The following is a 22,962-nucleotide window of genomic DNA, read 5'->3' on the forward strand; positions in this document are numbered from 1 at the left end:
GGTCATCGTCGATATCGGTCGGAATGCCGAACCCTTGCGGACATTTGCCTGGGACTGCGACCGGCTGCTGATTGTGGTCCCGGCCCAGTTGAAGGCGGCTGTCGCTGCTGCCCGGCTGTTGCAGGAGCTTCCGCCGGTGGAGTCGGCGCTGCTTGTCCGGGGCAAAACCGGCGTCGCGCTGGACGGCGCCCTGATTGCGGAGTCCGTGGGGCTTCCGCTGCACGGCCGGATGCCGGAAGTGCGTGGCACCGCTGCGGCCGCCGAACTCGGTCGTCTTCTGGAACACGGCAAGCGTAAGAGCGTGCGGCGTTTCGCGGCGACGGTGCTGGACCTGCTCGACGATGAGCTGCTGGCCGGGGACATCCGGTGAGTGCACACTCGGGAGTCCCGGAACCAAGCTTTGGAAAGCGAGCCGGCGCTGACGCAGGCGCCGGCCTGACGGAGAGCGCCGGCCGGCGGAGGGCGGCGAGGGTTCTGGACGCGGGGCTGTTGGAAACCGTTCGCGAATCCGTCATGGCCGACGCCGGGCCGGTCACCCCTTCGCGCGTGGCGGCCGCGGTCCAGGCCACCGGCAAATTGCTCGGCACGGCCGGATCCCTCGCAGCCGTCGAACGGATCAGCGCCGAACTAAACGGCCTCGGGCCCCTGCAGCAGCTGGTCAGGGATCCGTCGGTGACGGACATATTCGTCAACTCGCCCGGCTCCGTGTGGCTCGACCGCGGCAGGGGGATCGAGCGGGCACCGGTGGTCTTCGCTGGCGAAGCGCAGGTCCGGGCCTTGGCGGCCAGGCTGGTCGCGGCCGGCGGACGGCGCCTGGACGACGGATCGCCCTGCGTGGACGTCCGGCTCGAGGGCGGCTACCGCGTGCATGCAGTCCTGCCTCCCATCTCCGCATCCGGGACGCTCCTGAGCGTCAGGATCCGGCGCGAACAGGTTTTTTCCATGGACGAGCTCCGGGAGGGCGGGATGTTCGGCCCCCTGGTGCAGTCTGTGCTGGCGAACATGGTGGCGCAGCGGCTGAGCTTTCTTGTCAGCGGTGCCACAGGGTCAGGTAAAACCACGTTGCTCTCCACGCTGCTGGGACTCTGTCATCCCGGTGAACGGCTGGTCCTCATCGAGGACGCTGCCGAGCTGAACCCGGTCCACCCGCATGTTGTCCAGCTTGAATCGCGCCACGGCAACCTGGAAGGCGGCGGCGCGGTGGATCTGGGTGAGCTGGTGCGCCAGGCGCTGAGGATGCGTCCGGACCGGCTAGTGGTGGGGGAATGCCGCGGTGCTGAGGTGCGGGAACTCCTGACCGCGATGAACACCGGACATACCGGCGGCGGCGGGACCATCCATGCCAACGCAGCCGGCGCCGTGCCTGCGCGGCTTACTGCGCTCGGGGCGCTGGCGGGGCTGGGACAGGACGCTGTCCGGTTGCAGGTCGCCAGCGCGGTGGACGCCGTAGTGCATGTGGCCAGATCCCGGCACGGACGGTACGTGGCCTGCGTGGGTGTCATCACGGAGGCGTCCGGCGAACTTGGCGTGGCCGTGGCCTTGGAGAACTCGGGCGGACAGCTCGTGGCGGGCCCGGCGTGGGAGGGCCTGGCCCGCCGCCTTGGCATGGATCCCCGGCTGGCACCCCAGGCTCACGAACAAACGCAGGCACAGCAGGCGCAGCCGCAGGCGGCGTGGGTTCTGCCGCGTGACCCAGAGCGGGAAACGGAAGAGGAGCTCGGAACAAAGGGGGCTGCGGCGTGACCGCCGTTCTCATTGGTGTGATGGCCATTGCCCTCTGGTTGATCCTGCGGCCACCGCACGGGTTGCGGCGCAGGGTCCGCAGAGCCTTCGCCGGGAGCGCCGCCGGGAGCCGGGCCGCCCGGAGCAGGGGAGGAGCGAGAGGCTGGGCAAACACCGGGTCCCCGACCACCCAAGGATTTCCTCCCGACGGCGCGCCGTCCCAGTACCATCGCCGATGGAACGGCCGCGGCGCCTGGGATGGTCAGGACTTTTCAATGACTGGCCGCAGTGGCCGAAGCCTGGGCCTCAGCCGCCCGGCGCAAGGTCGCCGCGGTGTCCCTCACAGTAGTTGTCCAGCAGCTTGCTGCCCTGCTGAAGGGCGGGCGGACTCCGGCCCGTCTGTGGGACGAACTGTGCCTGGTGTACGGAGGCTCCGGTCCCGCCGACGGAGCTCCCGCCAGGCCGCGGCTCAGTCCCGGCTCCGCGGCGGTCCTGGCTGCTGCCCGTGGGGCGGCAATGCGCGGCTCGCCCGTGGCCGAGGCCGTTCGTTTTGCCGCGGCGACATCCGGCCACGCTGCCGGCAGCCGCGATGTCTCTTATACACATCTAGATGTGTATAAGAGACAGGGCAGGAGCTGGCCGCCTGCTTCGATATCGCTGAGGCCAGCGGCTGTCCGCTGGCGGACGTGCTGACCCGCTTCGCGGCACAGCTCGAGGTGGAGGACGACGCCGAGGCAGCCCGCCAGACTGCCCTCGCCAGCCCCAAAGCGACAGTTACGCTGCTGACGTGGCTTCCCTTGCTCGGACTCGGGCTGGGGTTCTGCCTTGGCGTGGATCCGCTGGCGATGCTGCTCGGAACGCCGATCGGCGTTGCGGCACTTGTTGCAGGCATCGTCCTCGCCGTTGCCGGCAGGCTGTGGTCGGCCAGGCTCGTGCGGGCCGCGGCAGGAGCAGGAGTGCCATGAGCGGGCTACGACGCGACGAGCAAACGGCAGGACGGTGCCCGGCTACAGTCCCGTGGCTGGCGCGAAGACCCGGCCGGAGACATATTCCGGCCCCGGCGCCGCCCCCATTTGACGCGGCAATAGCGTCACGACATCCCGGCACGACGGGTCCCGTCACATGACCGGGGCGATTCTTTCAGCTGCGATCACCGCCATGGTGTTGGCTGCTGCTGCGGCGCTCGCCTTTACGGGTCATTCACGCACGCGTAGGCGCCTTCTCAGCGGAAACGGACTGATTCTGAATACTGGGACACATGGCGGGGCGTCCGGAAGGCCCGCTCCCACCGGGCAAGGGACCGGCCTGCGTGACACCGCGATGATGCTGGAGCTGGTCGCGGCCATGCTCGACGCCGGATCAGGGATCGGACGGTCTCTGGAATTGGTGGCAGCCGCGGCTTCGCCCGAGTACAGCCGCTCCCTAAGGCCCGTCGTGGGGGCCATGGCCATCGGAGCTGACTGGGATACCGCATGGCGGAGTTCTGAGTCACGCTCGCCCGAGATACTTGCCCTTCGCGACGCCTTGGGATTCGCCGCGCTGACGGGTGCGCCGTCCTCGGCCATTCTCTATGCCCAGGCCGCCAGAATGAGGCGTGAACGGTTCCGTGCCGCCGAAAAGCGCGCCGCATCGCTCAGCGTCAAGCTCGTGATTCCCTTGGGCCTCTGCTCCCTCCCGGCGTTCATCTGCCTGGGTGTCGTCCCCGTGCTCCTGGCGCTGGTGCCCTCCGGAGCCTGACCGCCGTGCCGCTGCCCACCGGCCACTGCTCCTCCACAAAGCGGCACGCCGAGTGCTTTTCCACTTGGGCGAATTCATCACTTACCCGCCTGCGCGGCAGACGGAACAGTCGGATAAACCGGCAATCCCGCCGGTATCCAGAAAGGAAAAACCATGTCCCTGAACCAAAACAGCATCAGCGAGGCCCGGCCCCTGTACCAGGACAGCGGAGACGGAGCTGTCCGGGAGATCTATCCGGGAGCCAGTTCGGCGCCTCGCATCAAAGCGCGCACCCGGAGGCCTGTCTCTTATACACATCTAGATGTGTATAAGAGACAGGGATGGCGACGGCGGAATATGCCATCGCCACGTTGGCCGCAGTCGGATTCGCCGGCCTGCTGGTGTTCATATTGCGCAGCGACGAAGTCCGGGGTTTCCTGCTCAACCTGATCCGTACGGCGCTGGCCTTGCCGTGAGCCCGCATCCGCAGGCCCCGCTGGTGGCGGCCGCGGTGGCGGCGGCACCGCCGGCGCGGACCGGAGGCATTCGGAGCAGGAAGCCGCGGCGGCGACCGGGCTGTGGGGCGGGGAATCCCCGCGGCCGCGGGAGCGTCCGCGAAAGAAACACCGGAGGTGCCGTGACCGCAGAATTCGCCGTTGCGCTTCCTGCCGTGATGCTGCTCCTGGCCATGCTGTTGGCGGGGTCTGCGGCAGGAATTACCCAGCTCCGGTTAGAGGAGGCGGCACGGGCGGCGCGCGGGCGCTGGCCCGGGGAGAGGAGCCGCCGGCCGTCGAGGGAATGGTCAGGAAGCTGGCAGGGGCCACGGCATCGTCGGCTGTGGTGGCGGACGGCGAATGGCTGAGCATTACGGTGTCGGACCGCGTGACCGGACCGTTTGGCAGCGTGGTTCCGTGGACACTGACAGCCAGGGCTGAGGCGCGGGGCGAAACGGCGGAATCCCTCTCGTTCCCGCCCACCATGATTCCGGCCCTATCCCGCTCTGGGGCGGAGCTCGCCGCCAAGGGGCACATATGAACCGGAATAAACAGCCGGGCGGGGCGCAGGATTCAGAGCGGGGCTCGGGCACTGTGCTGGCTGCCGGGCTCGGCCTGGTGGTCCTCGCGGCCATGGTCCTGCTTCTCATGCTGGCGCAGGCAGCCGTGATGGCCTCCCGGGCGGCAGCAGCGGCCGACCTCGCCGCCCTGGCAGCGGCGGACGCACTCCGCGGTGTTTCGGCCGGGGAAGCCCTGTCTCTTATACACATCTAGATGTGTATAAGAGACAGGTAGCAGCCCGTCACGACGCGAGGCTGGCCAGTTGTGTCGAGGGAGGTGATCAGTCTGTCGAAGTTCGTACCGAACTGACGGCCGGCGCAATTCTCGGCTCGGCTGCGGGGCACGCCCGGGCGGGGCCGCCACCGTAGGCTCGGCTGCGGGCACGCCGGGCCGGTCCGCCACCGTAAGTGCAGGTGGCAACGCTATAGGCCGGTTGACGCGTGGTGCGCCGCATGCTCCTGCGCCGCATGTTCCTGCGCCGCATGTTCCTGCGTCGGAGACGGGGACGGGGCCGCGGTCTCTGTGGCATCCCGCAGCAGGACGTCGATCAACGTTACGGCGGCGTCCTTATCCAACGGGTTGTTCTTGTTCCCGCATTTCGGAGACTGCACACAAGAGGGACATCCGGACTCGCACTCACAGGCCTCGATGGCGTCCCTCGTCGCGGTCAGCCACACCTTGGCTTTCTCGAAGCCCCGTTCCGCAAAGCCCGCGCCGCCGGGGTGTCCGTCGTACACGAAAATGGTGGGCACCCCGGTGTCCGCGTGGATCGCGGTTGAGACGCCGCCGATGTCCCAGCGGTCGCTGGACGCAACCAGCGGCAGCAGCCCGATGGCGGCGTGCTCCGCGGCGTGGAGGGCGCCGGGGAACTGTGCCTCGATCAGGCCGGCACCGGTGAGCGACCGGTTGTCCATGACGAACCACACGGCTTTCGTAAACAGCTCCCGTGCCCCGAGCTCCAGGGGCTCCTCGCCCAGGACCTCGTTCGAAATCAGGGCCTTCCGTTGAAAGGAGACCACCTGCGTCGTTACCTTCACATCGCCGAAATGCACGGCTACATCCCCCCACTGGACCGACCGCTGGGTTTCGAGCACCTCAATCTGGGTGATGTCCCGGGCGGTGGTGTAGTAGTCGGGGTTGGCGCGGCGCACCACTACGCAGTGATCGGCCTCATTCAGGTCCTCCACCACATAGCTGTCGCCCTGATGGACATAGATTGCGCCGGTATGCGCCTGGTAGTGGGTTTGCGGCGAATCCATGGTTCCCAGCAGTGAACCCGTGTCCGCATCCACGATGCTCACCGGCCCTCCGCCGTCGGCCCTCAGGTTCACCATGCCGGCCGCGCTCTGGGGATGTGTCCAGAACCATCCGGCCGGGCGCCGCCGCAGGTAGCCCTGCGTCACCAGCTGTCCGAGGAGTTTCTCCGCCGTGGCACCGAAAAGAGGCAGCTCCGCCACGCCCAGCGGAAGCTCGGCGGCGGCTGCGCACAGGTGGGGTCCGAGCACATAGGGATTCGACGGGTCAAACACGGTCGCCTCGACCGACACGTCAAAGATGGCCTCGGGATGGTTCACCAGGTAGGTGTCCAGCGGGTCGTCGCTGGCCACGAAGGCGGCGATCGCGTCCTGCCCGGCGCGTCCCGCCCTGCCGATCTGCTGGAAGAGGGACGCCCTGGTCCCGGGCCAGCCGGCGACGAGCACTGCGTCAAGCCCCGAGATGTCGATGCCCAATTCGAGGGCCGATGTGCTCGAAATACCCAGCAGCTGCCCAGCCCGCAGAGCCTTTTCCAAGGCGCGGCGTTCCTCCGGGAGATAGCCGGACCGGTACGCCGCCACCCGTTGCGGCAGGCTCGGATCAACTTCGTCGAGTAGCCGTTTGGTGATCGACGAGATGGTTTCTGCGCCCCGCCGGGACTTGATGAAGGCAATGGTCCGGATCCTGGCCGAGACGAGGTTCGCAAGCAAGTCGGCCGTCTCGGCAACCGCGGTCCGGCGTTCCTTGGCGCCGTTCTCGCCCCGGATTTCGGTCAGGGCGGGCTCCCAAAAAGCCACCGTGGTGGAGCCGTGCGGTGAGGAATCCTCGGCGACGCCGCGGACAGGCGCGCCGATCAGCCGGCCAAAGGACGTCTCGGGTTCCGACGCCGTAGCGGATGCCGCGATAAAGACCGGGCCAGGGAAGGACGTGCCTGCCCCGTAATAAGCGCAGATGCGCCGCAGCCGACGCATCAGGTTGGCCACGTGGGATCCGAACACCCCCCGGTAGCTGTGCGCCTCGTCAACGATCACGTAGCGAAGCCGCCGGAAAAACCCGGCCCACCACGCATGGTTGGGGAGGATACCGAAGTGCAGCATGTCAGGGTTGGCCAGGATGAAGTTCGCGTGGTCCCGGATCCAGCGCCGCGACGCCGGGTCCGTGTCGCCGTCGTAGGTTTCTGCCCGGACAGTCGGGAGCTTCAACGACCGGATCGCCGCGAGCTGGTCTGCGGCAAGCGCCTTGGTGGGGGAAAGATAGAGGGTCACGGCGCCGTCGTCGTGGATTTTTCCGGGCTCCGACAGGACACGGAGCTCGGAACGGTGGATCGCGTCCAGCGCCGGCAGTTGGTACGCCAGTGACTTCCCGGACGCCGTGCCGGTGGCGATCACGACGTGCTCGCCGGCATGAGCGATGTTGGCCGCCCGGACCTGATGCCGGTAGGGCTGCTGGATGCCCATGTTGCCGTAGGCACTCACAAGATCGGGATGGGCCCACTCAGGCCACGGTTCGTGCACCGCCTCGCGGGCCGGGATGGTCCGCACATGCCGGAGCTGCTCCGGGTCCGGGCCGCGGCCCAGCAAGGGAATCAGCGAGTCATGAGGGTTCACCCCAACATTCTTTCATCCGGGCAAAAATCGCCGCCCGTGCCCAAGCCCGAGTCCGCGTCTGAGCCTGTGCCGGAGTCAAAACCGGAACAGCCGGAGCCCGCCGAAAAGCCCGGCAGGAACGATGTCAGCTGACGGAAAGGTCGGCGCCCTCATCGGAGGCGGACAGCATCAGGACGTGGCACACCGAGGTCCAGCCAAGGTGCGAGTACAGCTTCTGCCCGTCGAGGGACGCCAGCAGCAGGCCGTCCTCCACATCGTGCGCATAGGCCTGGGCCGCGAGCGCCTTCATGATGAAGCTGCCCAGCCCGCGGCGTTGGAACGCCGGCTCGGTCACGATCTTGTCGAACACCGCGGTTCCCTTGACCACGAAGACCTGCCCGCTCGCCGCAAGTGTGTCGCCGGCGCGCACCACGGCATGGTGCACCCCGTTGGATTCGGACGTTTCCAGCGACAGTTCATCGTCGGATAGCCATGGGTCCTCGGCGTCCTGGGTTTCCATGTCCACCACCATCATGCTCTGGGACGCCGACGTGACATTGAGCCCGTGCTGCTCTGCCAGGGTTTTGTAGCGAAGAACGTCATTCGTCAGGATGGTCAGCACCCGGGCAGGAGCCTCGGCCGTCTTGGCGGCCAACGCGGCAAACTCAGCGTCCGACGGGTCTGAGGCAAAATACTCCCAGTCGCCGGTGGTGTCGGCACGCAGGGCGGCGGGGAAGCGACCTTCCGTGCCGGTCTCGTAGCCGCGGCAGCCTGCCCAGCCGGCTACCCAGACTTCAAGCAGATGAGTGATGTCTCCTACCATGGCTTCTGGCGTCATGTGATGAGACTATTCCAGCGCTGTCACAAGCAACAGGGCTTTGGCACTTGCTTATGCAATTGTGATGGGCGCGCGCCGGCCACGTCGCGGCACAGTGCGGGGCGGCGTGTGGACGCCGAACAATGGCGCACGGTCCGCGTGCCTCCGCCCTGCACGCGCCCGTCATTCCTGGGGTTTCCCGACACCAAGTACCCTTAAATACGTGGCTTTGAACCGAATCGTGCTCTTTTACGGCTTTACCCCTATTGCTGACCCGGACGCCGTCCGGCTCTGGCAGCGAGCCCTCTGCGAGAAGCTGGGCCTCACCGGGCGCATCCTCATCTCCAAGGACGGCATCAACGCGACCGTCGGCGGCGAGCTCAACGCCGTCAAGCAGTACGTGAAGACCACCCGTGAATACAAGGGTTTCCACGGCATCGACGTGAAGTGGTCCGACGGCGGGGCGCAGGACTTCCCCCGCCTGAGCGTCAAGGTCCGCGACGAGATCGTTTCCTTTGGCGCCCCCGGGGAGCTGAAAGTGAGCCAGGACGGCGTCGTGGGCGGCGGGACGCACCTTAAACCGGAAGAGCTCCACGAGCTGGTGGACGCAAAGAAGCAGAGCGGGCAAGAGGTTGTCTTCTTCGATGGACGCAACGCCTTCGAGGCGCAGATCGGCAAGTTCAAAGACGCGATTGTCCCGGACGTCGCCACCACCCATGACTTCATCAAGGAACTCGATTCCGGCAAGTACGACTCCCTGAAAGACAAGCCGGTGGTCACCTACTGCACCGGCGGCATCCGCTGCGAGGTGCTCTCGAGCCTCATGGTGAACCGCGGTTTCAAAGAGGTCTACCAGCTCGACGGCGGGATTGTCCGTTACGGCGAGACGTTCAAGGACCAGGGCCTCTGGGAGGGCTCCCTCTACGTCTTCGACAAGCGCATGCACCTCGAATTCAGCGAGGACGCCAAGACCATTGGCGAGTGCGTCCGCTGCGCAGCGCCCACGAGCAAATTCGAGAACTGTTCCAACCCCAGTTGCCGCACGCTCACGCTGTACTGCGCCGGGTGCGCCTCCAGCCCGGAAACCCTGCGCTGCCCGGCCGGTTGCGCCGCCTGACCCCGGCTTCACAGCCAGTCACGTCGACGAAAAACCCTCAGCCCCATCAGATCCTGCTGATGCGGTAGGCGAAGTTTGCGTCCGACCTCGCCTCCACCGTCATCCGGAGCACGGAGTCCCTCGAAAGGTGCACAACGTTCACCCGCGACGTGCCGCATCGCAGGCTAAGGTCCACCAGTGCGAATTCGGCGTCGCGCACTGTAAATGAGACCCTTCGTTCGCTGCGGCAGGCGAGTGTCAGGGAGTACGTTCCGCTGGGCAGCTGTCCCGTAGACCCGCTCTTCACGTGGCCCGCGGCCACTGTCCCGTAGTTGACGTGGAAAACCTGGCCCTCGGCATCGGGCAGTACTTCCTTGGCCCACGCGTCGAGCGCGGCGCCCGAAACGGGCAGGTTCTCGAAGGGATCCCGCGGTATCGCCGCATCGGTAACCACAGGGGCCGGGGAAAGCTCACCGCGGCCGTCGTCGTAGCTGTATTCGCAGCCAGCCAAGGCCGCTGCGGCGGCCAGCACAGTGGAAACCACGACGGCGGCTGCCGGGGTCCGCTGTCGCGAGGCCGGCGAATCCCGCCCGACGAGACAATGCACGGAGAACATCCGCACCGTGGGCATACTCCGACTTTAAGCCTGCCCGCCGCGCGGGGCCAGAGGCGGAATCAGCCCCGTCGGCACTCGACTGCAAGCTACCGACTGGGGGCCAGGTGGTACGCGTAAATAAGCGGGGCGTCCACGCTCGACGTGCTGATCTCCACCGTCCCGGGGTCCGTCACCGTGATCTTCGCGGTTTCCCGGCTGCCGTTGCACGCTGCGCCGGCGTCCGCGACATCTTTTCCTGCGAGGGTCACGGCGAAGAACGCCTTGCCGCCGCCGTCGCACGTCACGGTCAGCGTGTAGCGGCCGGCCGGCACGTTGGCTGCCTCACGGATGATCCGGTCCCGGTTGAGAATCTTGCCGGAATCCTCGAGCACCGCGCCGCTGACGGGCGGCAGTGCAGTGGCCTTCCAGGCGGGCACGTCGGCGTTTTCGATCGAGACCACGGAGGAGCATGCGGTCGCCGCCAGCAAAAGGAGGGCAGCTGCCGCGGCCCCGGACAGGACACGGGGCATCGCAGGAGAACATTCAGCCATGCATCCAACTTACCTTCTGCTGCGGACGGGATCGCTCCTGCCTCTCGCTGGCCAGCAGGCGCGGGACGGTCGGGTCAGCGTACCGCATGCCGCGATCCCACGAAAGAGACAAGTCTGTCTGCCTCCGTGAGGACCTTCGCCATTCCCGCGGACATGGCGAAGACCCGCTCGCCGCGGGACTCGAGCTGAACCGGGATGACGTCGGCGCGGGCTGCGGGCCCGGGCTGCGGTGGGTGCGTTGACGGCCAGGGGGTATGACCGGGCGCCGCGCCCGGTTCGCGATCGGCGCTTGCCTCCGAAAGTGTCAGGGCATCGATCTTGGCGCCGCCGATCTTGTCCAGCATCTGGTAGTCCTCTTCGGTGCAGAGATCGCTGGCGGCCAGGTGCTTGAGCGTGATCAGACCCACGACCGCCCGGCTAAAATCAGGGTCCATGGCGAGGTCGATGGCCCACTGCGTCCGTTGCCACCACTGGTCCCGGCGGTCCGCTTCACGCCGCTGGGCGAGGGTCCGCCACGCAATCCAGCCGGCGATGATGGCCGCCACAAGAGTGCTGAGCGGTGCGAATGCGGCCACGTACTCCAGCCATCCGGGATCAGCGGCCGCTGCCTGGGTTCCGAGCATGGCCCCACTTTAGCCTCCCGCCCCGACAAAATAGACCCGGCTAACTCGCCCAGGCCCACCCGGCCCGGTCAACAGGCAGGACCCGGGGGGACCGAGCCCCGGGCATGGGAAATAGACTTGCCCGGTGACTGAATCAACGCGCTTTACGGCCGGAAACACGCCTGACGCCCCCCGCAGCGACCTCCCCGAACTCCTGGACGCCCTGGCCGCCGACCTGCGGGACATCGGCTACACGCTGGACGGTGTCGCTGACCTGCTCGGTACGTCGGCGTACGCGGCACTGGGCCGGGACCAGCTGATTCCTGCGCTGATCGTCACCGAGCAAGCCACCCACGGTGAGCCGCGCACGGCCGCGCTCGCCGCCGTCGTGCGTTTCTGGCTCCTGGCCGTTCCACAGGACGCCGGGGTTCTGGACACCGCCCTGCCGCGCGTCCGAACAGAAGGGCTGGTGGCGCTCGGTCTGGCCGAAGCGCTGGAAGGCCAGATCGCGGCCGCGGCCGACCTGCGGCCCTATGGCTGGGACTCCAACGAGGACGGCAGCGGCGGCGCTGAGCTGTGGGTGGCGAGCGACCTCGCCGCGCACCAGCGCCCGGGTGTGCTGCGGCACGACCACGTCCTCGGCATCGGGCAGGCCTCCACCACGTTGGTGCAGACCACCATCAGGCGGCACGCTGCCCGTGCTTTGGACCTCGGCACCGGGTGCGGCATCCAGACCTTCCACCTCCTGCATCACAGCGAGCACGTCACGGCGACTGATATTTCGGCGCGCGCCCTTGCGTTCACGCGGTTCAACCTCCTGCTCAACGCCGAGGCCCTCCACATAGACCGGTCACAGCCGGACGGCCGGGTAAGCCTGCGCCTCGGATCCCTCCTGGAACCCGTGGCCGGCGAGGAATTCGACCTCGTGGTGTCCAACCCGCCGTTCGTCATCACGCCCCGCAGCACCGGCGAAGCAGCGGCTGACCAATTCACGTACCGCGACGGTGGCCTGCCCGGGGACGACATCGTGGCGTCGCTGGTCCGGACGCTGCCCGGTGTGCTTGCCCCTGGCGGAACAGCCCAGCTTTTGGGCAACTGGGAGATCACGGCGGGCACTTCCTGGGAGGAACGGCCGCAAAGCTGGGCCAGTCCGGACACGGACGTCTGGTTCATCCAGCGCGAGCAGCTCGGGCCTGAGCAGTATGCCGAGACCTGGCTGCAGGACGCCTCGGAAAACCGGGACCGGCGCCACTACCAGGACGCCTACGCCGCCTATCTGGACGACTTTGCCGCGCGGGATGTGGGCGGGATCGGATTCGGCATGATCTGGCTGCGGCGGCCCGCCGGGGGAGAGCGGAGGGTTTATCGGTTCGAGGAGATCACCTATCCGATCGAGCAGCCCGTAGGGCCGCACCTGGGCGCCGGCGTCGACCGCGCGGACTGGCTGGCCGCCCACGACCTGTCCGAAACCCACCTGCTGGTCGCCGACGACGTCACCGAGGAACGCCACCAGCGCCCCGGCGCCGAGCATCCCGGTGTGATCCTGCTGCGGCAGGGAGCCGGACTCCGCCGGACCAACCTCCTGAGCACCGAGCTGGCCGGCTTCGTGTCAGCGTGCGACGGCGACCTCTCCGTGGGGCAGATCATCGGCGCCCTCGAGGCCCTGCTGGGCGGGGCGGACGGGTTCGACGGCGAGGCTTTCCGTGCCGGGCTGCTGACCGAAGTCGCTAACCTGGTCCGCGACGGCTTCCTGCTCCCGTCCGGCGGTGCCTAGCCCGGCTGGCTCCGCCGGCCCAGCGTTCACCCGGCCCGGAGGTTCCCGGCGCCGCGAGAATGTCAAGCATTTATTTCATAACTCGCTGCCGCTGGCTAGACTGGAAAGGTGAGTACTCAGACGCCCTCCGCGGAGCCGGCAAACACGATGACGCCCGGATCGGGTCCGGGACCGAAGCGCAGGCCACGCGAGGAAAAGAAAGTGGAGATCACCGATCCCAAGGCAATCCGGGCGCTGGCCCATGCCGCGCGGCTCGAGGTCATTTCCGAGCTGTACTCCACCCAGTCCAGCCACACGGCCACCGAACTTGCCCAGCAGACCGGGCTGACGCCGAGTGCCATGAGTTACCACCTGCGGGCCCTCCAGAAATGGGGGATCGTGGTCCCGGCGGAAACCGCCGGCGACGCCCGCGAACGCCGATGGAAGGCGGCTGGCACGGACTTCGCCATCAACTCGGGCGGGCGTGTGGCCAGCCCCGAGTTCGCGGTGATCGACCTCGAGCTGGATGCCTTCCGCCGCCGCGCCTACGCCTACGCAGCGGTCCGGAACGAGCAGCGCCAGCGCGGCGAGTCTTCCGAGTCGTCGTCCGTGGTGGTCCTGGCCAGCAACCTCCTTTACCTGACGCCGGGGCAGCGCAGCGAACTCACCAGGCGGGTCTTCGAATTGCTGCGCGAATATGAGCTTGAGGACCCGAGTGTCATCCCCCAAGGAGCCGAGCGGACCGCCACGATGTGGTCCATGATTCCGGACGACCGCGCGGTGGCAGAGGCGGCCCGGAACGGTGCTTCCGACGGGAGTTAAGTCAGCCCGTTTGGCAGTGACGGTGGCCACCTGTTTTCCACATGACAGCGCATGATTCTCCAAAATATGGTGAACTAGGCCAATATGGGCTCATCTGCCCGAGCAACCTTTTTCTGTAGGAGCACTGTGCCAAGCAAGGCCAAAACCGGCAAGAAACTCGTGATCGTGGAGTCTCCGGCCAAGAGCAAGACCATCGCCAAGTACCTGGGCGAGGGCTTCATCGTTGAGGCCTCCATTGGTCACATCCGCGACCTGCCGCAGCCGTCGGAACTCCCCGCGGAACTGAAGAAAACCTCCGTGGGCAAGTTCGCCGTCGACGTCGAAAACGGCTTCAAGCCGTACTACGTGGTGTCCCCGGACAAGAAGAAAAAGGTCGCCGAGCTCAAGGCCCAGCTCAAGGACGCCGACGCCCTCTATCTCGCAACCGATGGGGACCGCGAGGGCGAGGCCATCGCGTGGCACCTGCTGGAGGTCCTCAAGCCCAAGGTCCCGGTGTACAGGATGACCTTCGGTGAAATCACCAAGGAAGCCATCCACCGCGCCATGGACAACTTGCGCGATGTCGACGCGGCGCTCGTTGACGCCCAGGAGACCCGGCGCATCCTCGACCGCCTCTACGGTTACGAGATTTCCCCGGTGCTGTGGCGCAAGGTGGCGCGCGGCCTGTCCGCCGGCCGCGTGCAGTCCGTGGTGACCCGCATGGTGGTTGACCGCGAGCGGGAGCGCATGGCCTTCAAGGCGGCGTCCTACTGGGACCTGACCGGACAGTTCGGAGCCGACTCCGGCTCGTTCAAAGCGAAGCTCGCAGCGGTTGACGGCGCCAAGGTCGCCACCGGCCGCGACTTTAACGACGACGGCGAACTCACCTCACGCAATGTGGCCCACCTCAACGAGGAACTCGCCACGTCCCTGGCGGCCGCGCTGCAGGACGCCGACTTCCGCGTCCGCTCAGTCGATACCAAGCCGTACACGCGCCGTCCGGCCGCGCCGTTCACCACCTCCACCCTGCAGCAGGAGGCGGGCCGCAAGCTGCGCTTCTCGTCCAAGAGCACCATGCAGGTGGCCCAGCGGCTGTATGAAAACGGCTACATCACTTATATGCGTACCGATTCGTCTGCGCTGAGCGACGAGGCCGTCACGGCCGCACGGCGCCAGGCCTCCGAACTGTACGGTCCCGAGTACATTCCGCAGTCCCCCCGCGTGTACACCAGCAAAGCCGCGAACGCGCAGGAAGCCCACGAGGCCATCCGGCCCGCCGGTGACTCCTTCCGCACCCCCGCGCAGGTTGCCAAGCAGCTCAGCGGCGACGAGTTCCGCCTGTACGAACTCATCTGGAAGCGCACCGTCGCCTCCCAGATGGGCGATGCCAAGGGCTCCACGGCCACCATCCGCGTGGGTGCCGTGGCCTCCGACGGCCGCGACGCAGAGTTCTCGGCCTCCGGCACCGTCATCACGTTCCCCGGCTTCCTCGCCGCCTATGAGGAAGGCAAGGACGAAAGCCGCGGAGACGACGAGTCCGAGGAAGCACGCCGCCTGCCCAACGTGGCCAAGGGCGACTCCCTCACCGCAGCGGACATCGTGGCCGTGGGCCACGAGACCTCGCCGCCGCCGCGCTTCACCGAAGCCTCGCTGACCGCGGAGCTGGAAAAGAAGGGCATCGGACGCCCGTCCACCTACGCCTCCACGATCTCCACCATCCAGGACCGCGGCTACGTCCGGAAGCAGGGGTCGGCCCTGGTTCCCAGCTGGATCGCGTTCTCCGTGATCCGGCTGCTGGAACAGCACTTCACGGACTACGTGGACTACGAGTTCACGGCGGACATGGAAGGCGACCTCGACAAGATCGCCAACGGCCAGGCCGTTGGCGCCGCCTGGCTCCAGCACTTCTACTACGGTGAAGACGCCGATCCCGGCCTGCTGAGCATCGTGAACAACCTGGGCGAGATCGATGCCCGGGAAATCAACTCGGTGCCCATCGCGGAGGGCATCACCCTGCGCGTCGGCAAGTTCGGGCCGTACCTGGAAAGCTCCATCCCCACGGTCGATCCCAAGACCGGCGAGGTGGTGGAGTCTGCCCGCGCCAACGTTCCCGAGGACCTCGCCCCGGATGAGCTCACCGCCGCCAAGGCCGTGGAGCTCATGGAAACTGCCGCGCCCGAGGAACGGGTCCTGGGCGCCGACCCGCACACCGGACACACCGTCGTGGCCAAGAATGGCCGCTACGGCGCCTACGTCACCGAGGTCATCCCGGAGATGACGGAGGAGCAGCTGGCCAACCAGCCCGTTGAGTACTACAAGAACGGCAAGCCGAAGCCGCCGAAGAAACCGGTGAAGGCCAAGCCGCGCACGGGTTCGCTGTTCAAGTCGATGACCGTTGATTCGATCACCCTGGATGAGGCCCTGCAGCTCATGAGCCTTCCGCGGGCATTGGGCGCCGACGCCGACGGCAACGTGATCACGGTCCAGAACGGCCGCTTCGGACCGTACCTGAAGAAGGGCACGGACTCGCGGTCCATCGGCTCGGAAGAGGAAATCTTCACCATCACGCTGGAGCAGGCACTCGAGATCTACTCCCAGCCAAAGCAGCGCGGTGCCCGCGCCGCCGTGCCGCCGCTGGCGGAGTTCGGCCCGGACCCGGTCTCGGAGAAGAACATCGTGGTGAAGGAAGGCCGCTTCGGGCCCTACATCACCGACGGCGTCACCAACATCACCGTGCCCCGGAGCACCTCACTAGAGGAACTGACCCGGGAACAGGCTGTCGAGCTGCTGGCGGAAAAGCGGGTCAAGGGCCCGGCCAAGCGCACCACGACCACCACGCGCAAGGCCCCCGCCAAGAAGGCCGCGGCGAAGAAGTAGGGCGTGCCTGCTGGTTGAGCTTGCCGGAACCAAGGGTCTGGGCAAGCCCGACCAGCGTAGTTCGCGCCCAGGGGCGGCCGACCGGCGGGGGCGAATCCGGCCCGGAATTGCGCCCGTGTGCTCAACGTGGTCGAGTAGATACATGACTGAAACGCCCGGACCTGCAGACAACACGCCGCTGAACGACCTCGAGGAGAAGCTGGCCCAGGGGGACCAGCCGGATGCCAACCCGGTGGACGTCATCCTCTCCTTCCTCAACAACGAGGTCTATATCGTCAGCTCGGACGCCCTCGAGGGCGAAGACTCCCAGGTCGAGCCGCTCGTGCTCGGTAACGCGGAGGGCCAGCCCGTCCTGGCCGTGTTCTCGCACCCCAGCCGCGTTGACGCGCAGTACCTCGAAGCCGCCCCGAACGTCCTGGGCACGCAGGGCGCGGCGATCATCGCGAACATCGGGGACGAACTCGGCATGGTCATCAACCCGGGCGCCGCGTACGGCTTTGAGATCAACCCGGAGGGCATCGCCAACATCAAGCGTGACTTCAAGCGCGCCGACGAAGCTGAGGCCAACCCCGCCGGACTCGAAGGCGAATAGCCCGGCTCGGGGAACGGCAACCCCTGATATGTGTGGCTCCCGAAATGTGATGGCGCGGTTGCACCTGCTGCTCCTCCGGGGGGAATAATGGCAGGATGCGGCTAGGCGTCCTCGATATCGGGTCCAATACTGTCCACCTCCTCCTCGTGGACGCCCATCCCGGCGCGCGCCCGGTCCCTTTTGCATCACATAAGCGGCCTCTTTCGCTGGTGCAGTATCTCGACGGCGACGGCAACATCACCGATGCAGGGCAGCATGAGCTGACGGAATTCGTCCTGGAAGCCTGGGAATTCGCCGCCAGGCACAAGGCGGATGACCTGCTGGCCTTTTGTACGTCCGCCATCCGCGAGGCCACCAACGGCCCGGCAGTGCTGGCACGCGTCAAACACGAAACCACAGTCACGCTGCAGGAACTGACCGGCAGCGAGGAAGCGTCCATGACGTTCTTCGCTGTCCGCCGCTGGTACGGCTGGGGCGCGGGGCCCATCCTGAACCTGGACATCGGCGGCGGATCCTTCGAAATGGCCTCCGGCCAGGACGAGCTGCCGGAGCTGGCCACCTCAGTGCCGTTGGGCGCCAGCCGCCTCACACGGGACTGGCTGCACGAGGACCCTCCCTCGGCGAAGAGCGTCAAGGAACTTCGGCGCTACATCCGTGCAACCCTCAAGCCTGCGGTCCGAACCTTCGACCCGATCGGCCGCGCCAACCTGGTGGCCGGGACCTCCAAGACGTTCCGTTCGCTGGCGCGGATTGCAGGAGCGGCGCCCAGCGGGGCCGGCCCGTACGTCAAGCGCGAACTGAATGCCACGGACCTCGGGATCTGGGCGCAGCGGATTTCGGCCATGAAGACGGAGGACAGGCTGCACCTCCCGGGTGTTTCTGAAGCCCGCGCCAATCAGCTCCTCGCGGGCGCGCTTGTGGCTGAGGCAGCCCTCGAGCTTTTCGAATTCAAGAAGATCAGGATCTGCCCGTGGGCTCTCCGCGAAGGCCTCATCCTGCGCCGGCTGGATCAGCTGGTCTTTGACGGCCCGCTGGAGCCGGCCCCGCACGTCGGGCCCCAGCAGTCCGCGACGCTGCCCGCCATCTAGCACTGCCGCCGTCCAAACGGCGCCTGCCAAGCCTTGCCCGCCGGCGCGACGATTGACGTCATAGGGGACCGACGCCTTAAACGAGGAAGCGCCGGACGGTTTTGCAGAAGGAGCTGGGGGAACACTCCTGCAACCGACCGGCGCCGCGCCAGTCCCGGGGGACCGGCTCCATCACTCGCACCTTGTGAGGCATTAACGACACTAACGGGCGAGTTTGAGTGTTCGGCGGGTTTTCCCTGAATGCCCGCTGGGAATCCGGCTGTTCTTCCCTGCAGCCTTAAAAAGCGAAGGCACCGACGGCCTGCTGCAGGAAAATGGGTAAAACTGCTGCAGTCCGTCGGTGCCAGGCAAACATCCCCATGCTTGCCTCATCACTCGCACCCTCAATGAGGTAATAACAAACCTAAGGCCCAAATTTGTGTGAAAGCTTCAGCCACCATGTGAGCTACCTGTGAATGGCCCCGGCCTGCATCGCGGACGGTGAACTGCAATGATGGAGCCATGAGCAACCGAATCGCATTCCTTGGCTGTGGATCAATGAACGAGGCCATCATGGGCGGCCTCCTGGAGGCGGGCACAAACCCCACGGACGTCGTGGCAACAGTCCGCCGCACCGAGCGGGCCGCCGAGCTGGCACAGCGCCACCATGGCATCACCGCCATCGCCGGAGAGGAAGAACCTGACAACAACAAGCAGGCGGCGAAGGGATCCGGCGTCGTGATTCTCGGCGTGAAGCCGGTGGGCATCGCCGACCTCGCGCGCGAAATCAGTTCCTCGCTGTCCAAGGACGCGATCGTCATCAGCGTCGCCGCCGCGGTTTCCCTTGCCCAGCTTGAGGCCGCCCTTCCGCCGGGCCAGCCCGTGATCCGGACCATGCCCAACACGCCGGCGAAGCTGGGCCGCGGCGTCGTGTCAGTGTCGGCCGGCACCAACTGCACGCCCGCGCACCTCCAGCAGGCTAAAGACATTCTCTCCGCCGTGGGAACCGTCGTCGAAATTCCGGAGGAGCAGGTGGACGCCTTGTCCGCCATCAGCGGCTCCGGCCCCGCATACGCGTTCTACCTTGCGGAGGCCATGGCGGCTGCCGGCGTTGAACTCGGCCTGGACGAGGAACTCTCGCTCCTGCTGGCACGCGAAACCGTAGCCGGCGCGGGCCTCATGCTGGCGGAACCGGGCGCCGAGCCGTCCGCCCTGCGCAAGGCCGTGACCAGCCCGAACGGCACCACCGAACGCGCCATTGCGACGTTCGATGAGCGCGGCATGCCGGCAATCATCGCGGCGGGCGCACGCGCGGCGGCCGACCGCGCCGCCGAGATCACAAAGCAGCTAGGCTAGGCGCCAGAGCTGCAGAACCACGAAACCCGGGCACCGCGGTGCCCGGGTTTTGTATGTTTAGGTTTCTCGGTGCCGGAGCGGCAGCTGATTACGGCCGGGCGGCGAAGCGCTCCAGCAGGTCCACATGCCCCGAGACGATCAGCATGTCGCGGCCCGACACCTTGGTTTCCGGCCGCGCGTAGGTGAAGTCCTCGCCTGGGGTCTTTACACCCACAATGGTCACGCCGTATTTGGAACGGACCTTGGACTCTTCGAGGGTAAACCCGACGGTTTCCCGGGGCGGGTACATCTTCACGATGGCGTAGTCGTCGTCGAACTCGATGAAGTCCAGCATCCGTCCGGACACCAGGTGCGCGGCACGGACGCCGGCGTCGGCCTCGGGGTAGATCACGTGGTTGGCGCCAATCCGGGTGAGGATCTTGCCGTGCGACGGGGTGATGGCCTTGACCCAGAGGTGCTGGATCCCGAGGTCCACGAGGTTCACGGTGATCAGCACCGAGGACTCGATGGAGGTGCCGACTCCGACGACGGCGGAGCTGAACTCCTGCGCCCCGAGCTGGCGGAGGGCATCGATGTTCGTGGCGTCCGCTTCCACCACGTGGGTCAGGACGGGCGCCCACTTCTGCACCAGGGTGCGGTCGCGCTCGATGGCCAGCACTTCGCGCCCCTGCTTGACCAGCTGTTCGGCGGTCGAGGAGCCAAAACGGCCCAGCCCGATCACCAGGACGGGGGCATTGTGGGCGGGGCGATTTACGGCGCCTGAGGGATCAGCCAATGATGGGCCTCTCTTCCGGGTAGTGGTACAGCTGGCTGCGCTGGCGGAGGGCCAGGGCAGCGGCTAGGGTTACGGTGCCGACGCGGCCCGCAAACATCAGGACGGACAGGACGTACACGCCCGACGGCGGCAGCTCGGCACTGAGGTTGGTGCTGAGCCCCACTGTGGCAAAGGCTGAAATGGTCTCAAACAGCACCCGGTCCAGGGAAGCGCCGCTGATGTGCAGGAGCAGGAACGCCGAGACGGACACCAGGGTCGCGCCGGCGACGATCACCGAGATGGCCACCCGCATGGTGCCCTGCGGGATGGTGCGGCCGTAGACCTTGACGTCGGCGTCGCCGCGGGCTTCGGCCACGATTGCCAGGAACATCACGGCGATGGTGGTCACCTTGATGCCGCCGGCCGTGGACGCCGAACCGCCGCCGGCGAACATCAGGGCATCAGTCAGGAGCATGGTGGTGGAATCCATATGGTTCTGGTCCACCAGATTGAAGCCCCCGGACCGGGTCATGACCGAGGCGAAAAGCGAGTGCGTGATTTTGTCCCCGACGCCCATGGAACCAATGGTCCGCACGTTTTCCCACTCCATCAGCCCCCACAAGACGGTGCCGGCCGCCAGGAGGATGAACGACACTTGGATGGTCAGCTTGGTGTGCAGGTTCCATTTCTTCCAGTTGAGGCCGTTCTGCTGCAGCACCATCACCACCGGGAAGCCCAGGCTGCCGAGGAAAACGCCCAGCATGAGCGGAACGAGGATCCACAGGTCTGTCTCATAGGGGACGATGCCGTCCGAGTGCGGGGTGAAGCCGGCGTTGTTGAACGCCGAGATCGCATAGAAGACGCCGTGCCACACCGACTGGCCGAAGCTTTCGCCGAGCGTCAGGAACCGGGGGATCAGGGCAAGCGCCAGGGCACCCTCAATCACCACGGAAGTGGTGATAACGATCCGCAGCAGGGTGCCCACTTCGCCAAGGCGGCCGGCATTGTTCATGGCTTCCTGGGCGATGAGCTTGCCGCGCACGCCGAGCTTCTTGCTGACCATGAGCGCCAGCAGCGAGGCCAGGGTCAACGTGCCCAGGCCGCCCACGAAAATACCGATGAGGATGACCAGCTGGCCAAAGAAGGACCAGTGCGTCGCGGTGGACACGACAGTCAGCCCGGTGACGCAGACGGCGGACACCGCGGTGAAGAGGGCCTGGTGCAGGGGGGTGACCTCGCCCGTGGCGGATGCCGCCGGCAGTGAAAGGACCGCGGTGAACACGAGGATCACAACACCGAACGCGGTCAGCGCCAGCCGCGCGGGTGAGGTGTTGGCGATGTTGTCGATGAAGTCGCGGATGCCGGTGAAGATCCAGAGGCCCTCACGCTCCGGCATGCCGGGGTGCCAGTTAGCCGGGCTCTTGGACCTCGGCTGGCTTTGCGTCATGTGCGGCTTTTCCTCGGTAGAAACGGCTTCCTTCAGTAGTAAACCACTATATTCCGCGCATGACGGGGAATCCCGGTCACCGGGCTCGGGTAGCCTGTCCTTGATGACATTCCTGCCCGGTCTCTCCCTCCCTGCACTGCCAACGACGGTAGTGTGGGACGCTGCCATGACGGCGTACAACTTCGGCCCGGGCCACCCGATGGCGCCGGACCGGATGGACCTCACCGCCCGGCTGGCCAGGAGCCTGGGGCTGCTGGACCTTGAGCACGTCAAGCTCGCAGCCCCTGAGGTGGCAGGCGACGACGAACTGACGGCCGTGCACAGCCCGGAGTTCGTGGCGGCCGTCCGCCGGGTCAGCGAAAACCCGTGGACCACTGACGAGGCCCACGGGCTGGGCACGGAGGATGATCCGGCCTTTTCCGGAATGCACGAGGCCGCCGCGCGCCTGGCCGGCGGCTCGCTGCTCGCGGCCAGTTCGATCCTGGACGGCTCGGCGGTCCGGGCAGTGAACTTCGGCGGCGGCCTGCACCACGCCTCCCGTGACCGCGCCAGCGGCTTCTGCATCTACAACGACGCTGCCCTCGCCGTCAGCAAACTGCTCGACGGCGGGGTGCAGCGGGTGGCATACATCGACGTCGACGCCCACCACGGGGACGGGACGCAGAGCATCTTCTGGAACGATCCGCGGGTCCTGACCATCTCGCTGCACGAGACCGGCATGACCCTGTTCCCCGGCACCGGATTCGCCAACGATATCGGCGGGCCGGACGCCCTGGGCAGCGCCGTCAACGTCGCGCTGCCGGCAGGGACCGGGGACGCGGGCTGGCTGCGCGCCTTCCATGCGGTGGTCCCGCAGCTCGTGGGGGCGTTCCAGCCCGAGGTGATTGTGAGCCAGCACGGCTGCGATTCGCACCGGCTGGACCCGCTGACGCACCTCAACGTCAGCGTGGACGGGCAGCGCGAGGCGGCCACCGCCGTCGCGAATCTCGCCGCCCGCCACTGCGACAACCGCTGGATCGCCACGGGCGGCGGCGGATACCACATCACCGGCGTGGTGCCGCGGGCCTGGAGCCACCTGATCGGCATCGCAGCGGGCCGCCCCGTCCCGCTGCGCACGCCGGTGCCGGAGGAGTGGCGGACGTATGTGCAGGAGCGGTACGGGATTGCCGCGCCCGGGCTCATGGGGGATGACGCGGACGTGTGGTGGCGGTCCTGGGAGGTGGGATTCGACCCCAACGACGATGTTGACCGCACCGTAATGGCCACGCGCAAGGAAGTCTTCCCGCTGTACGGGCTGGATCCCTGGTTCGACTGAAATAGT

22 protein-coding genes and 2 pseudogenes are annotated in these 22,962 nt (G+C 66.9%); 16 read left to right on the forward strand and 8 right to left on the reverse strand.

Going from position 1 to position 22,962, the window contains the following annotated elements; all coding sequences use genetic code 11:
- The 8 genes and pseudogenes from B1A87_RS00005 to B1A87_RS23365 form a co-directional block, all read left to right on the forward strand.
- Window positions 1–370 (forward strand): annotated as a pseudogene (locus tag B1A87_RS00005) (hypothetical protein); the annotation flags it as partial.
- Window positions 367–1,743, forward strand: a complete 1,377-nt coding sequence (locus B1A87_RS00010) for a TadA family conjugal transfer-associated ATPase (RefSeq protein WP_185982178.1) — start codon at window positions 367–369, stop codon at window positions 1,741–1,743. The pseudogene B1A87_RS00005 and the gene B1A87_RS00010, both read left to right, overlap by 4 nt.
- Before the next feature lie 312 nt (window positions 1,744–2,055).
- Window positions 2,056–2,415, forward strand: coding sequence for a hypothetical protein (locus B1A87_RS23355; RefSeq protein WP_260680542.1), 360 nt, complete (start codon window positions 2,056–2,058; stop codon window positions 2,413–2,415).
- On the forward strand, window positions 2,409–2,687 hold the full coding sequence (locus B1A87_RS23360) for a hypothetical protein (RefSeq protein WP_260680543.1): 279 nt from the start codon (window positions 2,409–2,411) through the stop codon (window positions 2,685–2,687). Before B1A87_RS23355 ends, B1A87_RS23360 begins: the two co-directional genes overlap by 7 nt.
- A gap of 157 nt (window positions 2,688–2,844) precedes the next feature.
- Window positions 2,845–3,459 carry a type II secretion system F family protein gene (locus B1A87_RS00020; RefSeq protein WP_078026535.1) on the forward strand — a complete coding sequence of 205 codons (615 nt, stop codon included), beginning with the start codon at window positions 2,845–2,847 and terminating at the stop codon, window positions 3,457–3,459.
- Between the two features lie 311 nt (window positions 3,460–3,770).
- Window positions 3,771–3,914, forward strand: a pseudogene (locus tag B1A87_RS00025) (DUF4244 domain-containing protein); the annotation flags it as partial.
- A 322-nt stretch (window positions 3,915–4,236) separates the two neighbouring features.
- On the forward strand, window positions 4,237–4,473 hold the full coding sequence (locus B1A87_RS00030) for a hypothetical protein (RefSeq protein WP_395940210.1): 237 nt from the start codon (window positions 4,237–4,239) through the stop codon (window positions 4,471–4,473).
- The gene (locus B1A87_RS23365; RefSeq protein ID WP_260680546.1) at window positions 4,470–4,706 is read left to right on the forward strand and encodes a hypothetical protein; all 237 of its coding nucleotides are present in this window, start codon (window positions 4,470–4,472) and stop codon (window positions 4,704–4,706) included. The genes B1A87_RS00030 and B1A87_RS23365 overlap by 4 nt, the downstream gene beginning before the upstream one ends.
- On the opposite strand, the gene B1A87_RS23370 is transcribed toward B1A87_RS23365, so the two are convergent.
- The 3 genes from B1A87_RS23370 to B1A87_RS00045 all read right to left on the reverse strand — a co-directional run bounded on the left by B1A87_RS23370 (window position 4,703) and on the right by B1A87_RS00045 (window position 8,171).
- A complete protein-coding gene (locus B1A87_RS23370) occupies window positions 4,703–4,837 on the reverse strand; it encodes a hypothetical protein (RefSeq protein ID WP_260680547.1) in 135 nt (44 codons plus the stop codon). The genes B1A87_RS23365 and B1A87_RS23370 overlap by 4 nt on opposite strands.
- Before the next feature lie 78 nt (window positions 4,838–4,915).
- A complete protein-coding gene (locus B1A87_RS00040) occupies window positions 4,916–7,354 on the reverse strand; it encodes a DEAD/DEAH box helicase (RefSeq protein ID WP_078026532.1) in 2,439 nt (812 codons plus the stop codon).
- A 124-nt stretch (window positions 7,355–7,478) separates the two neighbouring features.
- Window positions 7,479–8,171, reverse strand: coding sequence for a GNAT family N-acetyltransferase (locus B1A87_RS00045; RefSeq protein WP_078026531.1), 693 nt, complete (start codon window positions 8,169–8,171; stop codon window positions 7,479–7,481).
- Between the two features lie 202 nt (window positions 8,172–8,373).
- Between B1A87_RS00045 and B1A87_RS00050 the strand changes: the two genes are divergently transcribed.
- A complete protein-coding gene (locus tag B1A87_RS00050; protein ID WP_078026530.1) occupies window positions 8,374–9,267 on the forward strand; it encodes a rhodanese-related sulfurtransferase in 894 nt (297 codons plus the stop codon).
- Between the two features lie 46 nt (window positions 9,268–9,313).
- Here the strand turns inward: B1A87_RS00050 and B1A87_RS00055 are convergent, their stop codons facing one another.
- From B1A87_RS00055 to B1A87_RS00065, 3 genes are all read right to left on the reverse strand, one after another.
- Window positions 9,314–9,877, reverse strand: a complete 564-nt coding sequence (locus tag B1A87_RS00055) for a hypothetical protein (protein WP_078026529.1) — start codon at window positions 9,875–9,877, stop codon at window positions 9,314–9,316.
- A gap of 71 nt (window positions 9,878–9,948) precedes the next feature.
- Window positions 9,949–10,392, reverse strand: a complete 444-nt coding sequence (locus tag B1A87_RS00060) for a hypothetical protein (protein WP_078026528.1) — start codon at window positions 10,390–10,392, stop codon at window positions 9,949–9,951.
- Window positions 10,393–10,466: 74 nt separating this feature from the next.
- Window positions 10,467–11,015 carry a hypothetical protein gene (locus tag B1A87_RS00065; RefSeq protein WP_078026527.1) on the reverse strand — a complete coding sequence of 183 codons (549 nt, stop codon included), beginning with the start codon at window positions 11,013–11,015 and terminating at the stop codon, window positions 10,467–10,469.
- A gap of 124 nt (window positions 11,016–11,139) precedes the next feature.
- Between B1A87_RS00065 and B1A87_RS00070 the strand changes: the two genes are divergently transcribed.
- The 6 genes from B1A87_RS00070 to proC all read left to right on the forward strand — a co-directional run bounded on the left by B1A87_RS00070 (window position 11,140) and on the right by proC (window position 19,440).
- Entirely contained in the window at window positions 11,140–12,768 is a 1,629-nt protein-coding gene (locus B1A87_RS00070; protein ID WP_078026526.1) for a methyltransferase, read from the forward strand.
- A 108-nt stretch (window positions 12,769–12,876) separates the two neighbouring features.
- Window positions 12,877–13,569, forward strand: a complete 693-nt coding sequence (locus tag B1A87_RS00075) for a winged helix-turn-helix domain-containing protein (RefSeq protein WP_260680548.1) — start codon at window positions 12,877–12,879, stop codon at window positions 13,567–13,569.
- 126 nt (window positions 13,570–13,695) lie between these two features.
- Window positions 13,696–16,425: a type I DNA topoisomerase gene (gene topA, locus B1A87_RS00080; protein WP_078026524.1), complete on the forward strand. Its 2,730-nt coding sequence runs from the start codon at window positions 13,696–13,698 to the stop codon at window positions 16,423–16,425.
- 142 nt (window positions 16,426–16,567) lie between these two features.
- Window positions 16,568–17,017 (forward strand): SseB family protein, encoded by a 450-nt coding sequence (locus tag B1A87_RS00085; RefSeq protein ID WP_078026523.1) that lies wholly within the window; start codon window positions 16,568–16,570, stop codon window positions 17,015–17,017.
- Between the two features lie 95 nt (window positions 17,018–17,112).
- Window positions 17,113–18,105, forward strand: a complete 993-nt coding sequence (locus tag B1A87_RS00090; protein ID WP_078026522.1) for a Ppx/GppA phosphatase family protein — start codon at window positions 17,113–17,115, stop codon at window positions 18,103–18,105.
- 501 nt (window positions 18,106–18,606) lie between these two features.
- Entirely contained in the window at window positions 18,607–19,440 is an 834-nt protein-coding gene (gene proC, locus B1A87_RS00095) for a pyrroline-5-carboxylate reductase (protein WP_078026521.1), read from the forward strand.
- Between the two features lie 88 nt (window positions 19,441–19,528).
- Here the strand turns inward: proC and B1A87_RS00100 are convergent, their stop codons facing one another.
- Both B1A87_RS00100 and B1A87_RS00105 read right to left on the reverse strand, forming a co-directional pair.
- Entirely contained in the window at window positions 19,529–20,215 is a 687-nt protein-coding gene (locus tag B1A87_RS00100) for a TrkA family potassium uptake protein (RefSeq protein ID WP_056634599.1), read from the reverse strand.
- Window positions 20,208–21,641, reverse strand: a complete 1,434-nt coding sequence (locus tag B1A87_RS00105) for a TrkH family potassium uptake protein (protein WP_078026520.1) — start codon at window positions 21,639–21,641, stop codon at window positions 20,208–20,210. The genes B1A87_RS00100 and B1A87_RS00105 overlap by 8 nt, the downstream gene beginning before the upstream one ends.
- A gap of 103 nt (window positions 21,642–21,744) precedes the next feature.
- On the opposite strand from B1A87_RS00105, the gene B1A87_RS00110 reads away from it, so the two are divergent.
- The gene (locus B1A87_RS00110) at window positions 21,745–22,956 is read left to right on the forward strand and encodes an acetoin utilization protein AcuC (protein ID WP_078026519.1); all 1,212 of its coding nucleotides are present in this window, start codon (window positions 21,745–21,747) and stop codon (window positions 22,954–22,956) included.
- The last annotated feature ends 6 nt before the right edge of the window (window positions 22,957–22,962 follow it).

This window comes from Arthrobacter sp. KBS0703, assembly GCF_002008315.2.
Lineage (GTDB): Bacteria > Actinomycetota > Actinomycetes > Actinomycetales > Micrococcaceae > Arthrobacter.